This window comes from Williamsia sp. 1138 (assembly GCF_002095435.2).
Taxonomy (GTDB): domain Bacteria; phylum Actinomycetota; class Actinomycetes; order Mycobacteriales; family Mycobacteriaceae; genus Williamsia.
The window spans coordinates 71487-84446 of sequence record NZ_MJEJ02000046.1; the positions used below are offsets into that span (position 1 = coordinate 71487).

At 63.7% G+C, this 12960-nt stretch carries 12 protein-coding genes; 2 read left to right on the top strand and 10 right to left on the bottom strand.

Annotation, left to right across the window (positions count from 1 at the left end; all coding sequences use genetic code 11):
• Position 1: 1 nt before the first annotated feature.
• The 5 genes from BH683_RS16540 to BH683_RS16560 form a co-directional block, all read right to left on the bottom strand.
• Positions 2-610, bottom strand: a complete 609-nt coding sequence (locus BH683_RS16540; RefSeq protein WP_084837373.1) for a TetR/AcrR family transcriptional regulator — start codon at positions 608-610, stop codon at positions 2-4.
• On the bottom strand, positions 610-1947 hold the full coding sequence (locus BH683_RS16545; RefSeq protein ID WP_084837374.1) for a cytochrome P450: 1338 nt from the start codon (positions 1945-1947) through the stop codon (positions 610-612). Before BH683_RS16545 ends, BH683_RS16540 begins: the two co-directional genes overlap by 1 nt.
• 96 nt (positions 1948-2043) lie before the next feature.
• Entirely contained in the window at positions 2044-2997 is a 954-nt protein-coding gene (locus tag BH683_RS16550) for an o-succinylbenzoate synthase (protein WP_084837375.1), read from the bottom strand.
• Between the two features lie 13 nt (positions 2998-3010).
• On the bottom strand, positions 3011-3625 hold the full coding sequence (locus tag BH683_RS16555; RefSeq protein ID WP_084837376.1) for a TetR/AcrR family transcriptional regulator: 615 nt from the start codon (positions 3623-3625) through the stop codon (positions 3011-3013).
• Complete coding sequence (locus tag BH683_RS16560; protein WP_084837377.1) at positions 3622-5469, bottom strand: amidohydrolase family protein; 1848 nt, start codon at positions 5467-5469, stop codon at positions 3622-3624. Before BH683_RS16560 ends, BH683_RS16555 begins: the two co-directional genes overlap by 4 nt.
• Positions 5470-5591: 122 nt before the next feature.
• On the opposite strand from BH683_RS16560, the gene BH683_RS16565 reads away from it, so the two are divergent.
• On the top strand, positions 5592-5984 hold the full coding sequence (locus BH683_RS16565; protein WP_084837500.1) for a helix-turn-helix transcriptional regulator: 393 nt from the start codon (positions 5592-5594) through the stop codon (positions 5982-5984).
• A 3-nt stretch (positions 5985-5987) separates the two neighbouring features.
• On the opposite strand, the gene BH683_RS16570 is transcribed toward BH683_RS16565, so the two are convergent.
• From BH683_RS16570 to BH683_RS16580, 3 genes are all read right to left on the bottom strand, one after another.
• Positions 5988-6584, bottom strand: coding sequence for an ATP-dependent Clp protease proteolytic subunit (locus BH683_RS16570; protein ID WP_084837378.1), 597 nt, complete (start codon positions 6582-6584; stop codon positions 5988-5990).
• Positions 6581-7195, bottom strand: a complete 615-nt coding sequence (locus BH683_RS16575; protein ID WP_084837379.1) for an ATP-dependent Clp protease proteolytic subunit — start codon at positions 7193-7195, stop codon at positions 6581-6583. Before BH683_RS16575 ends, BH683_RS16570 begins: the two co-directional genes overlap by 4 nt.
• Before the next feature lie 152 nt (positions 7196-7347).
• A complete protein-coding gene (locus BH683_RS16580) occupies positions 7348-8163 on the bottom strand; it encodes an SHOCT domain-containing protein (RefSeq protein WP_246833427.1) in 816 nt (271 codons plus the stop codon).
• Positions 8164-8383: 220 nt separating this feature from the next.
• Between BH683_RS16580 and BH683_RS16585 the strand changes: the two genes are divergently transcribed.
• Positions 8384-9331, top strand: a complete 948-nt coding sequence (locus tag BH683_RS16585; RefSeq protein ID WP_168187060.1) for a CDP-diacylglycerol diphosphatase — start codon at positions 8384-8386, stop codon at positions 9329-9331.
• 160 nt (positions 9332-9491) lie between these two features.
• On the opposite strand, the gene tuf is transcribed toward BH683_RS16585, so the two are convergent.
• The gene (gene tuf / locus BH683_RS16590) at positions 9492-10682 is read right to left on the bottom strand and encodes an elongation factor Tu (protein ID WP_084837382.1); all 1191 of its coding nucleotides are present in this window, start codon (positions 10680-10682) and stop codon (positions 9492-9494) included.
• Between the two features lie 154 nt (positions 10683-10836).
• Entirely contained in the window at positions 10837-12942 is a 2106-nt protein-coding gene (fusA, locus tag BH683_RS16595; RefSeq protein ID WP_084837383.1) for an elongation factor G, read from the bottom strand.
• Between the last annotated feature and the right edge of the window lie 18 nt (positions 12943-12960).

Genomic DNA, 12960 nt, shown 5'->3' on the forward strand with positions numbered 1-12960 from the left:
CTCACCACACCATCGGTGCGAGGTAGCGCTGGGCGAAGTCGCGTACCGACTGCGGCTCGGACCGTGCCTCGTCGATCGACGGGGTGTCCAGGTACGAGATGACCAGCCGAACAAGGATTTCGGTCACCGCATGCAGGTCTTCATCTGGCATCTGAGCCCCTGCGCCGCGCAGGGTCTGCATGATCCGGCCGGTGACGATCTCGATGAACAGCCCGGTGACCGAGTTCGTGATGCCCTTGAGCGCGTCCCGTTCGTCCACCATCATCCTGCGGATGAGTGGATCTTCGTTGACCAGTTCAGCGCCCGCGAGAAAGGCCTCGACCACAGCCTCTTGCGGCCCGTGCCCGACGGTGGCCTCCTCGAGGACGATCATGCCGTCGAGGTAGATCCGCTCGGCCACGCCGAGCAGGAGTGCCTCCTTGTTCGGGAACCGCCGGTACAGGGTGCTCCTGCTCACGCCCGCCCGCTTGGCGACGTCGTCGACCCCGGTTCGCCGGATACCGTTCTCTTCGAACTCTTTTCGCGCTGCCTGAAGGATCGCGCCTTCTTGCTCACGCGGCGAGGCGGTGTTGCGGACCTTGCGTGCGGGGCGGGTCGGTGACTGCGGCATCAGACGCGCCGGACCGTCACGGGGAGGTTGTCCTTGGGCACCGGCAGCGCACTGAAATCCATCGGCATCGTGTAATCCGCCGGAACCGACCACTCGAATCCGCGTAGCAACTGGTGCATGATCGTCCGAATCTCCATCTGGCCAAAATACAGCCCGATGCACTTGTGCACCCCACCGCCGAACGGCGACCACGCCATCCGGTGCGACTTGTCCTCGCGACGCTCGGACGTGAAACGCTCGGGGTCGAACAGGTAGGGATTCGACCAGTACTCGGCGTCGTAGTGATTGGTCAGGCTCGGCACGGTGACGATCGAACCTTTGGGCACATAGTGCCCGAGGACCTCGGTGTCCTTGATCGCCATGCGCGGCTGACCCGGCACCGGCGCGCACATGCGCAGCGACTCCTTCATGATGATGTCCAGATCGGTCAGCGTGGCCAGGTCTTCGTATGCGAGTTCTGGACCGAGTTCCAGGGACTGGGCGCGGGCGCGCTCCTGCCACTCGGGCGACTTGGCCATGCGGTAGGCCATCTGTGTCATCGTCATCGTGGAGGTGTCGTGGGCAGCCATCAACACGAAGATCATGTGGTTGACCACGTCTTCGTCGGTGAACCGGTGACCTTCTTCGCTCTCGGCGTGGCACAGCACCGAGAACAGGTCGGGCGACTCCCCCGCCCGCTTCTCGGCAATATGACTCATGAAGAAATCCTCGAGCACTTTGCGTGAGCGCAGACCCTTCCACCACCGTCCACCAGGCACCGGGCGCCGCACCAACGCGACCCCCGCCCGCACGGTGTCGATGAAGGCCTTGTTGATCCGGTCGGCTTCGGCCTGCGGTAGCTCCAGACCCATGAAGACCTCGAGTGCGACGTCGAGCGTCAGGGCCTTGAACTCACTGAAGAGCTTCACCTCACCTACGGGGAACTGCTTGATGCGCTCGGTGATCATCGGCTGCATCTCCTGCATGTAGCCCTTGAGGACAGGCTGGGTGAACGCCTGCTGCAAGATCAGGCGATGGTGCCGGTGCTCTTCGAAGTCGAGGAGCATCACGCCGCGATTGAAGAACGGGCCGATGAAGAAGCTCCAGGCCGGGCCGTTCGCGAACGCCTTGTCTTTGTTCATCAAGATCTGGTCGGCCGCCTGCGGACCGCGGCAGGTCACCAACTTCTGCCCGAACGCATTGATGAACGAGACCCGACCAAACTCGGACTGTTGAGCATCGGCGAAGGCGAACGGATCGCGGCGCATCTTCAGGATCTGGATCGCGCCGTTGGTCTTCGACCCCTGCACCGATTTCAGGCCGCTGTCAGATGGTGCCTGCGCCAAAATGACCGACATTTACCGAACCTCCGCTGTGGCTGAACGTCCGCTGTTGGAACGTTTTGCGGAAATTGTATCTTCTGTCGGTGACGAAGGCCACCAGTTGTTGCCGGGCTACGCGTTCAGAAGTGCGTGGCAGCGTCGCAAACGGTCCAACCACCAGCGGGTTCGTGCTGCATCGGCCCGCGGGAGGGTCGCCACGCCGACGTCGACCGTTCGTGGCGTCAGCACGCCGCCGTCCGGGACAAAAGGCTCGGCGACGTCAGTGGTGAACAACCCGCCGGTGCCGAGCCCGCACGCCAACTCGAGCTCCTGCAGGGCCGCCGCCGCGGCCACCCCCGCGGAGATCCCGACCGCGGAGTCGAGGGCGCTGGAGATGACAACGGGGATCGGGATGTCCGCAGCGAGCTCGAGAACCCGCCGCATCCCGCCGAGCGGAGCGACCTTGAGGACGGCGATATCAGCGGCACCCGCTGCGATCACCCGCAGCGGGTCCGCGACCCGGCGGATGCTCTCATCGGCGGCGATCGGTGTCGTCGTGGCCCTGCGCACCTGGGCGAGTTCCTCGATCGTCGCGCAGGGCTGCTCGGCGTATTCCAGCTCACCGAGTGCACGCAGAGCTGTGATGGCCTGCTGCACAGTCCATTTCCCGTTGGCATCCACCCGGACGTTCGTGATGTGCTCGCGGACGGCCTCGACCCTGGCCACATCGTCGGCGAGAGTCTGCCCCTCCTGCGCCACCTTCACCTTCGCGGTATGTGCACCCGGGAACCGAGCGATCACGTCCGCGACCTGATCTGCCGGGATCGCGGGAATCGTGGCGTTGACGGGAACGGCAGAACGCACGGCCGGCGGCGGACCCTCGTAGGCCGCTTCGATACCTGCTGCCAGCCATGCCGACGCCTCGACGTCGTCATATTCCGGGAACGCCCCGAACTCACCCCAGCCCGCGGGGCCGCGGAAGATCATCACCTCGCGAACCGTGATCCCCCGAAATCGCATCCGCATCGGCAACGCGACGACAGCAGCCGAGGACGCAAGATCGGAATACGACGGCCCTGCAGGCATCGGGGTCGGGGGCCTATCCCGCGAGCCCGGCGAGCCAGCCGAGAACGAGTTCGAGGCGCGCATCATCGAGCCCGGGCTGCGGATTGACGGCTGCGGCAACGGATTCACCGTCGAACAGGTGAACCACCGTCAACGCAACCACCTCGATCTGGCCCGGGGGCAGTCCCTGTACCGCAGGTATCGTCCTGGCGAAGTCGGCGATCTGGGTGTGATATTCGGCCAGCATGGGAGCAAGGCGTTCGCGGAGGCCGGCATCCGTACGGGCCGCCACCAGCAGCTCATACCAGGCGCCGTTCACCGGGGCCCGACAGGCGGCCCGAACCAGCAGCAGACAGTCGGACAAGGTATCGGTCCCCAGCATGGCGAGACTCTGGGAGAACGCCTCGAACTGCCTGCGCCGCACTTCATCGGCGGCCGCGATCACCAGGTCGAGTCGTGTCGGGAAGTGCCTGAACAAACCGCCCTGCGAGACCCCACTGCGACCACAGATCTCACTGATCGTGCTGCGCTGGTAGCCGATCTCGCACAGCGAGCTCACGCAGGCATCGACCAGCCGGGCCTTGGTCGCGTCCCGGCGCTGCTGCTGGGTCCGTCGGCCATCCCCGGTGGTGTCCGTGGCAGGGGTCATCCAGCCACCGTGTGCCTGACCTGTTCGGGCTGATTCCTCAACGTGCCCCGCGGCTGGTCGGCCCGCAGGAACTGACCGCTGCGCAGCGTGGTTCCGAACCCGGGAGCGAAATCGCCGCGGCCATAGAGGTATTCACCGGCGACAACTGTGGCGGTCACCGCGTCGTCATTGCGATTGACCATCCGCTTGATTCCTCCGAATTCGGGCATCGATTCTTCAGCGTATTCCTTCGTCTGGTCGGTGAGGCCGGCCGGGTCGACGACGACGAAGTCCGCACGATCACCGATCCGCAAGAATCCGGCGTCCAGGCCGTAGAACTCACCTAGTTCACCGGTGAGTTTGTAGATCGCTTCTTCGATCGTGAGGAACGGCGTCCGGGCACCGTGCTCGGCCTCTTTCACCCGCTGCAGCAGCTTGATCCCGTAGTTATAGAAGGCCATGTTGCGCAGGTGCGCACCGGCATCGGAGAAACCGATGGTGACGCCCTTCTGTGTGATCAGCCAATCGGCGATCTCGGGTCGGTCGTTGGTGATGACCGTGTGCCAGCGGAAGGCGGTGCCGTGTTCGACCACCAGATCGAGGAACATGTCGGTGCTGTGGACCCCGCGCTCGCGGGCGACCTGCTCGATGGTCTTGCCGATCATCGAGGCGTCGGGGCACTCGCTGATCTCGGCGTCGTCGAAGTCGCGATGCCAGATGCGCGAACTGAACTTTTTCTCGAAGTCTTCGCGGAACCAGCGGCGATACTCCGGATCGGACAGCAGATCGTTGCGTCCCATCTCCTCCCGCAGATGCAGAGCGGCACGGCCGGAACCGAATTCCTCGAACACGACCAGATCGATACCGTCGCTGTAGACCTCGAACGGGACCGGGAGATGCTGCCATCGCAGCGCACCGCGGCCGATGTCGTTCGCGAGAGTCGCTATGGGGCCGAAGATCCGGCGCACCCAACGATCCGATTTTGCGTCGGCGGCCGCGAGCACCGAAGTGCGTAGCGGCTTGCGACCGAGTCCGGTACTGCCCGCGAGAAAGAAGAGGATGTCGTACTTGGTGTTCAGGTTCGGGATCGTCTGCAGAACCCGATCGCGACGCCGCAGGATTCGGTTGATCTTGCGGCGTTCGCTCCAGTGGGCATACACCGACGGCAGGCACCGGGACCGGTAGCGGTCCCCGTCGAGCTTGTCCCAGGGATTGGTCATCGACGAGACCCCGAGGAACCCGGCGTCGAGCGCGTCCTCGACCGCCTTGCTGATCGCAGCCATCTCCGAACGGCTCGGTTTGTGACCGCGATCCGTGGCTCGTCCCAGCCCCATCACCGATGCGCGGATGTCCGAATGACCGAGGAAGGCGGCAATGTTCGGTCCCAGCGCCAGCGACTCGAGCGACTCGATGTACGACGCGGGGTCCGTCCAGTCCTTGCCCTGCTCGAGGGCCTTGATCACGTGGTCACGCGGCAGCGCCTCGACCCGACTGAACAGATCGGCGGCATCGACCGGAGTGGTGTAGACCGTCGACAACGAGCAGTTCCCGATGATCGCGGTGGTGACGCCGTGCCGGATCGACTCGCCGAGTCCGGGGGCGACGAGCACCTCGGCGTCGTAATGGGTGTGGACGTCGATGAACCCGGGCATGACCCACTGCCCACCTGCCTCGATGACCTTGGTGTCGGGTCCGATCGGCAACGGGGCGTTGGAGACCTCAACGACCCTTCCACCGCGGATCCCGAGGTCGCGGCGCAGGCCGGGTGCCCCCGTCCCGTCGAACCAGGTTCCGCCGCGGACGACCATGTCGAATCGACCGCCCTCGTCGCCCACCGATCGCGTTGTTGCCGGCTGCAGACTCATATGTGACCTCCATCACTCATGGCAAAGGTAACATAGAGAGTGACCGCTCGCAAAGATTCCTCGAATTCTGCCCAGAGCAGATACCCGCACCACCGGGCGGGTTTTCGAACTACGTTCGGATGATGGGCGACACCTTGAGAAGACTGTCCGGCCGCGGCGACCCCGTACCCGCCGCCTCCCGGCCAGATGAGCTGTGGCGCAGCGTCCTCGGGTCATACTTGCGCTCGGAACGGACGGCACAGGGACGTATCCTCACCGACATCGCGGCCCGGGCCGGGGTGTCACCGCAATACCTCTCCGAGATCGAACGCGGGCGTAAAGAGCCCTCGTCCGAGATTCTCTCGGCGGTCACCGGCGCTCTCGGGCTCACGTTGCTCGACGTCGCACGAGGCGTCGCGCTGTCTCTCGAGGAGGCTGCGCGACCTGTGGTCGCGGTCGGAGGCATTCACCGCGGCGCCCGCCCCTCGGCCACGACGCCGGCGAACGGACGACCCCAGCTCCGTATGGTGTCCTGACAGTCACCGCCGAGGTCTGGTCGAGAGCACCTCATCGGCCAGGCCGTAGTCGACCACTGCCGCTGCGGGCAGGATCAGGTCGCGATCGGTGTCATCCCGCAGAGTGTGCAGATCTTTCCCGGTGTGCCTGGCCAACAGCTCTTCCAGTTCCGAACGCAGCCGCACCACCTCGTCCGCGTGGATGATGAGGTCGGGAATCGAGCCCTGCCCCTGGATGGACGGCTGATGCAGCACCACCCGACCGTGGCGCAGGATCCCGCGCTGTCCGGGAGCACCTCCCGCCAGCAGCACCGCCGCGGGTCCTCCGGCCTGCCCGACGCAGGTCGTGGCGACCTCAGACCGGATGTACTGCATGGTGTCGTACACGGCCAGCATCGCCTCGGGTGATCCACCCGCAGAATTGATGTAGAGGTTGATCGGCAGGTCCGCGCTGTCGGACTCCAGGTGCAGCATCTGAGCGATCAGGACGTTCGCCACCCCGTCGTCTATCTCGGTGCCCAGGTACACGATCCGCTCGGACAGCAAGCGGCTGTACACATCCATCGACCGTTCACCGCCTGCGGTCTTCTCGACCACATACGGAATCGTGTAGCCGCTCATCGCCGGCCTCCCAGCGCTGCCGGCCGGGAGTAGGCCGGGTAGATGTCCTCGACGCCGTCGACGACTCTGTCGATGAACCCGTAGTCGGCTGCCTGCTCCGCGGTGTACCAGCGGTCGCGTAGGGAGTCTGTCCAGATCTGCTCGGCCGGACGACCCGTATGGGCCACGATCAACGCGAGCACGGTGTCACGGGTGTGCCGCAGATCGTCGGCCTGCAACTCGATGTCGACAGCGGTGCCACCGATTCCGGATGAGCCCTGGTGCATCAGGATTCGCGAGTGCGTCAATGCGTATCGCTTACCGGGAGTACCCGCCGAGAGGAGGAACTGCCCGGCACTCGCGGCGATCCCGAGGGCGAGCGTGCTCACGTCGTTGGGGATCGCACGCATGACGTCCATGATGGCCAGCATCGCCGGAACCGATCCGCCGGGCGAGTTGATCCAGAAGCTGATGTCCTTGTGGGAATCTTCGGCCGAGAGCAGCAGGAGTTGGCTGCAGAGCCGGTTGCCCAGTTGCTGATCGAGCTGGTCGCCGAGCACGATCACACGCTGATGGAAAAGTCTGCTGACCAGTTCGTCGTCTATGGGGCTGGGTGTCTTGTCATCCGTCATGGACCAAGCCTGCGCGGCGGACGGCGTTCGCGAAAGCCGTTGCTGCCGTGAGCAGTTCTGCCCTCAGCAGCGAACCGAATTCGCGCCACTTGCCTGCGTACGCGCCGGTTGCAACCGGCGCGTACGCACGTATCTGGCGCGAATTTTCGGGTTCAGAGCTCGCCGAGAATCCGGGTCCGCACCGCCTGGTACTCGGCGTCGCTGATGTTTCCGGCGCCGCGCATCGCCTCGAGTTCGGCCAGCCGCTGGCTCGGGCTTCGTGGCGGCGCAGGAGGTGCGGCGTAGTCGACCTTCCGCAGGTCCGGACCACCCGCGGGTTGTCCTCCGACGCGGCGCACGATGTCCATGACCTGCTGGCGCGCCACCGGGTTGGAACGAAGATCGACGGTGCCACCGAAGGGGATGTTGTTGTTCTTGAACACGCTCATGATCTCCATGAGGGCATCCGAGTGCCCGGACAAGTCGAACTCCCTGCCGGTATCGGTGTCGGTGAACCGCGCCGGGGCCGACCCCGCCAGCAAAGACGTTCGTTGCCAATCGATCTCGAACTGGCCCGAGTACGGGTCGACGAGCACCGCCAGCCGTCGCGCGTTGAGTGCTGCCAGATGCATCAACGGGACGACAAGCCGCTTGTCGGCCTCGAACGGTGCGATGCCGTCGCCGTGGATGCGGAGCCTCAGCTTCATCATCGGCTGGTTGTTGACCTGCACGTTGGTCTGCTCCACCGACAGCACGTCGGCGACCCCGAGCCGCCCGGTCTGCTCGAGTTCGAACCGCCGGCGCTTACCCCGGTAGCTGAACTGTGCGATGAAGAACGCGATGACGACATCCAGGATGGTGATCGCGAGCCCGGTGTAGAACATCCAGCCCACCATCGGATCGCCGATCACGAAATACGCGACGAGGAAGATCGGTCCGACGATCCCGCACAGCAGCGAGAACGCGAGAATCGGCACGAACGTCCGCATGAAAGTCGGCTCCGTGTCGCTGCTGCCGTGCCCGAAAAGGCCCATCACCCGCCCCTGTTCTCCACGTGTGCAGACAGTATCGCGCACCGCGGTGTACCCGGTCGAGCATGTTGGGTGCGAAGTCATTCGACCGGCAGGATTTCCCTCCAACGACTCACCCGACAAGTCGACTCGGCGCATACTCGATCACAACGCGAGACCACTTGTGGAGGCAACCGCAATGACCGACATCAACCCACCCAGGATCAATCGTCGTCGGATGCTGTCGATCACGGCGACCACTGTTGCCGGACTCGCGGCCGGGGCGCTCGCGTCATCAGGGCCCGCCCACGCAGCGCCGAGTCTGTGCGATCTACCCGGGACCGGGTCGGTCGGGCCGGAACTGTGCGGGCCACTCGGATCCGGCGCCGACTGCGGAGGCTTCAACGACGTCACCCCACCTGGCGTCACCGACCGGCTCTTTTTGTGGGAGCGGGTGAAGAACGTGACTCCCGCCTTCCCCGGCACCAATACCAAGGTGGTGCGAACCAGCGTCTCGATGATCCCTCAACAACCACAGCCGGTGCCGAAGGTCATTCCACCCCCGACCCCGCTGTCAGGTTCAACCAAGCAGGCTTACGCCATCCGGCAGGGTGGCGCCCCGGGTGGATCGGGACCCAACAATCGGCTTCTAATACCCACCCAGCGACTGTCGGGGATCGAGTGTTCCCACATCTGGCAGGGCACCACGCTCAATTTCTGCAAGATCGCCTTCGATGAGGCCAATGCTGCGCCACGCCCGGTAGGAACCGTGCCGGCCATAGGGATCAATTCGAAGGCCGCCCGGCAGCAAGACCAACTCCACATCCACCTGAGCCGCGCGCAGGCAGGCGTGATGAAGAACCTGGAGAGCGCGTTGAAGAAAAACGAGATCAAACTCAAGCAGGCGGACTGGGGCGCGGCGCCGCACGTGACCATTCTCGGCCGAACCTACCGCGTCTTGCACAGGCAAAACCTCAACGACAATCCTTTCCGGCTGATGCTCGACAATGTGGCGCCAAAGAACATGGGAGAACAGATGTTGGCGATCGTTCCGGCACCCCAAGGGGGCTTCTACCTCATCAACAGCGAGGTCAAGGCCCTGCCGGGCGGCACCGGGCAGGTCGACAGCCTCCTTTATTACACGTAACGAGTCCGAAGGTCCCTGAGATCGTCCGTCTGAGGGGTCACCAAGGGTTATATGCCCTTCGCACCCCGTGAGGTGGACGATCTCAGGGTGAATCCGCTCCCGGACACAGCAAAAACGCCCGACCCCTTGCGGGATCGGGCGTTTTCGGGTGTAGCTGCTACTACTTGTTGATCTTCGTGACGCGACCGGCACCGACGGTGCGGCCACCTTCACGGATCGCGAAGCGCAGGCCCTCGTCCATGGCGACCGGCTGGATCAGCTTGACGGACATCTCGGTGTTGTCACCGGGCATGACCATTTCGGTGCCCTCGGGCAGGGTCACAACGCCCGTCACGTCAGTCGTACGGAAGTAGAACTGGGGACGGTAGTTGTTGAAGAACGGGGTGTGCCGTCCGCCTTCGTCCTTGGACAGGATGTAGGCCTGTCCTTCGAACTCGGTGTGCGGAGTGGTGGTGCCCGGCTTGATGACAACCTGTCCACGCTCGACGTCTTCGCGCTTCAGACCACGCAGCAGCAGACCGGCGTTGTCGCCTGCCTGTGCCGAGTCGAGGAGCTTGTGGAACATCTCGATACCGGTGACGGTGGTCTTGGTGCTCTTCTCGCGGATGCCGACGATGTCGACTTCCTCGTTCACCTTGACCTCGCCACGCTCCACACGACCGGTGACAACGGTGCCACGACCGGTGATCGTGAACACGTCCTCCACGGGCATGAGGAACGGCTTCTCGGTCTCGCGAACCGGCTCCGGGATGCTCTCGTCGACAGCGTCCATGAGCTCTTCGACGGTCTTGACCCACTCCGGATCGCCCTCGAGCGCCTTCAGAGCCGAGACCTTGATGACCGGGGCATCCTCGTCGAATTCCTGAGCTGCGAGAAGTTCACGCACCTCCATCTCGACGAGTTCGATGATCTCGTCGTCGTCGACCATGTCGGCCTTGTTCAGCGCGACCAGGATGTACGGCACGCCGACCTGGCGAGCGAGCAGCACGTGCTCACGCGTCTGGGGCATCGGGCCGTCGGTGGCGGCAACCACGAGGATCGCGCCGTCCATCTGGGCTGCACCGGTGATCATGTTCTTGATGTAGTCCGCGTGACCAGGAGCATCGACGTGGGCGTAGTGACGCTTCTCCGTCTGGTACTCAACATGCGAGATGTTGATCGTGATACCACGAGCCTTCTCTTCCGGAGCCTTGTCGATCTGATCGAACGCAAAGCTCGCGTTGAGATCCGGGAACTTGTCGTGCAACACCTTGGTGATGGCCGCCGTCAGCGTGGTCTTGCCGTGGTCGACGTGACCGATGGTGCCGATGTTCACGTGCGGCTTGGTCCGCTCGAACTTCGCCTTCGCCACTTGATTGTCCTCCTGGACTTGTTGTAGTGACCGGGGTTTTCCTGGTCACTGGGTGTAATCCCACTGCTTGAATATTCAGTTCGTGTCGCAGCAGGTGTTTCTTATCTGCTTTGCGCCGGTGGCGGCGCTATCGCCGAGGCGAGGGGAAGAGTATTCACTCACCCGTTGCTTTGGCAATGATCTCCTTCGACACGTTCGCCGGAACTTCGGCGTACGAGTCGAACACCATGGAGTAGTTCGCTCGGCCCTGGGTCCGTGACCGCAGGTCACCGATGTAGCCGAACATCTCCGACAGAGGAACCAGTGCCTTGACGACACGTGCGCCACTGCGCTCTTCCATGGCCTGGATTTGACCACGGCGTGAGTTCAGGTCGCCGATCACGTCGCCCATGTAATCCTCTGGCGTGGTGACCTCGACGGCCATCAACGGTTCCAGGATCACTGGGCCCGCCATCCGGGCCGCCTCTTTCATGGCGGCCGATCCGGCGATCTTGAACGCCATCTCAGAGGAGTCGACGTCATGGTAGGCGCCGTCCAGCAGAGTGAACTTCAAGTTGACGAGCGGGTACCCGGCGAGCACGCCGTACTGCATTGCGTCCTGCGCGCCGGCATCCACGGATGGGATGTACTCGCGAGGAACGCGGCCACCGGTCACGGCGTTCACGAACTCGTAGGTGGCGCCGTCTTCGGCGTCGACCAGCGGTTCGAGCTTGACGATGACCTTGGCGAACTGCCCGCTTCCGCCCGTTTGCTTCTTGTGGACGTAGTCGTGCTTCTCAACCGTCTTGCGGATGGTCTCTCGGTAGGCAACCTGCGGCTTACCGACATTGGCCTCGACCTTGAACTCCCGCTTCATGCGGTCGACCAGGATGTCGAGGTGGAGCTCGCCCATACCGCCGATGACGGTCTGACCGGTCTCGTCGTCCAGCTTGACAGAGAACGTGGGGTCCTCTTCGGCCAGTTTCTGGATGGCGACACCCAGCTTTTCCTGGTCCGACTTGGTCTTCGGCTCGATCGAGACGTTGATGACCGGGTCCGGGAAGCTCATCGATTCCAGGACGATCGGTGCATTCGAGTCGCACAGGGTGTCACCGGTGGTGGTGTCCTTGAGGCCGATCATCGCGTAGATGTGGCCCGCCGTGGCATCCTCGACCGGCATTTCCTTGTTGGCATGCATCTGGAACAGCTTGCCGATGCGCTCTTTTTTGCCCTTGGTGGCATTGAGCACGCCGGTGCCTGCCGTGATGTGTCCGGAGTAGACACGCACGAACGTCAGCTTGCCGAAGAACGGATGCGAGGCGATCTTGAACGCCAGCGCCGCGAACGGCTCCTCGGACGAGGGCTTGCGCGACAGGATCTCTTCTTCGTTACCGACCGCGTGACCTTCCACGGAGGGAACGTCGAGCGGGGACGGCAGGTAGTCGATGACCGCGTCGAGCATGGGCTGGACGCCCTTGTTCTTGAACGCCGAACCACACAGCACCGGGTACAGCTGACGGGTGACCGTCAGCTTGCGGATGGCCGCCTTGACCTCGGGGATGGTGACTTCTTCGCCACCGAAGTACTTCTCGAGCAGCGCTTCGTCGGTCTCTACGACCGTCTCCATCATCTTCTCGCGGTACTCCTTGGCCTTCTCCAGGAGATCGGCCGGGATCTCCTCGATGGTCGGCTCGGCACCGGTCGGCACGACGCCGCGCCAGGTGATGGCCTTCATCTCGATGAGATCGACGACGCCGTCGAAGTCGTCCTCGGCACCGATCGGCAGCTGGAGAACCAGCGGCTTGGCACCGAGACGCTCTTCGATGGTGCGCACCGTGAAGTAGAAGTCGGCGCCCAGCTTGTCCATCTTGTTGACGAAGCAGATACGGGGAACTTCGTACTTCTCGGCCTGCCGCCAGACCTGCTCGGACTGCGGCTCCACGCCCTCTTTACCGTCGAACACCGCAACAGCGCCGTCGAGCACGCGCAGGCTTCGCTCCACCTCGACGGTGAAGTCGACGTGCCCGGGGGTGTCGATGATGTTGATCTGGTTCTTGTTCCAGAAACAGGTCACCGCAGCGGAGGTGATGGTGATCCCCCGCTCCTTCTCCTGCTCCATCCAGTCGGTGGTCGACGCGCCGTCGTGCGTCTCACCGATCTTGTAGTTGACGCCGGTGTAGAAGAGGATTCGCTCGGTGGTGGTGGTCTTGCCGGCATCGATGTGGGCCATGATGCCGATGTTGCGAACCTTGTTCAGGTCGCTGAGCACTTCCTGTGCCACTTGATTCCCTTCGGGAAG

Excerpts from the sequence above, each read along its gene's own strand:
- BH683_RS16540 (WP_084837373.1), bottom strand. The coding sequence starts at position 610 with ATGCCGCAGTCACCGACCCGCCCCGCACGCAAGGTCCGCAACACCGCC.
- BH683_RS16545 (WP_084837374.1), bottom strand. The coding sequence starts at position 1,947 with ATGTCGGTCATTTTGGCGCAGGCACCATCTGACAGCGGCCTGAAATCG.
- BH683_RS16550 (WP_084837375.1), bottom strand. The coding sequence starts at position 2,997 with ATGCCTGCAGGGCCGTCGTATTCCGATCTTGCGTCCTCGGCTGCTGTC.
- BH683_RS16555 (WP_084837376.1), bottom strand. The coding sequence starts at position 3,625 with ATGACCCCTGCCACGGACACCACCGGGGATGGCCGACGGACCCAGCAG.
- BH683_RS16560 (WP_084837377.1), bottom strand. The coding sequence starts at position 5,469 with ATGAGTCTGCAGCCGGCAACAACGCGATCGGTGGGCGACGAGGGCGGT.
- BH683_RS16565 (WP_084837500.1), top strand. The coding sequence starts at position 5,592 with ATGGGCGACACCTTGAGAAGACTGTCCGGCCGCGGCGACCCCGTACCC.
- BH683_RS16570 (WP_084837378.1), bottom strand. The coding sequence starts at position 6,584 with ATGAGCGGCTACACGATTCCGTATGTGGTCGAGAAGACCGCAGGCGGT.
- BH683_RS16575 (WP_084837379.1), bottom strand. The coding sequence starts at position 7,195 with ATGACGGATGACAAGACACCCAGCCCCATAGACGACGAACTGGTCAGC.
- BH683_RS16580 (WP_246833427.1), bottom strand. The coding sequence starts at position 8,163 with ATGCGGACGTTCGTGCCGATTCTCGCGTTCTCGCTGCTGTGCGGGATC.
- BH683_RS16585 (WP_168187060.1), top strand. The coding sequence starts at position 8,384 with ATGACCGACATCAACCCACCCAGGATCAATCGTCGTCGGATGCTGTCG.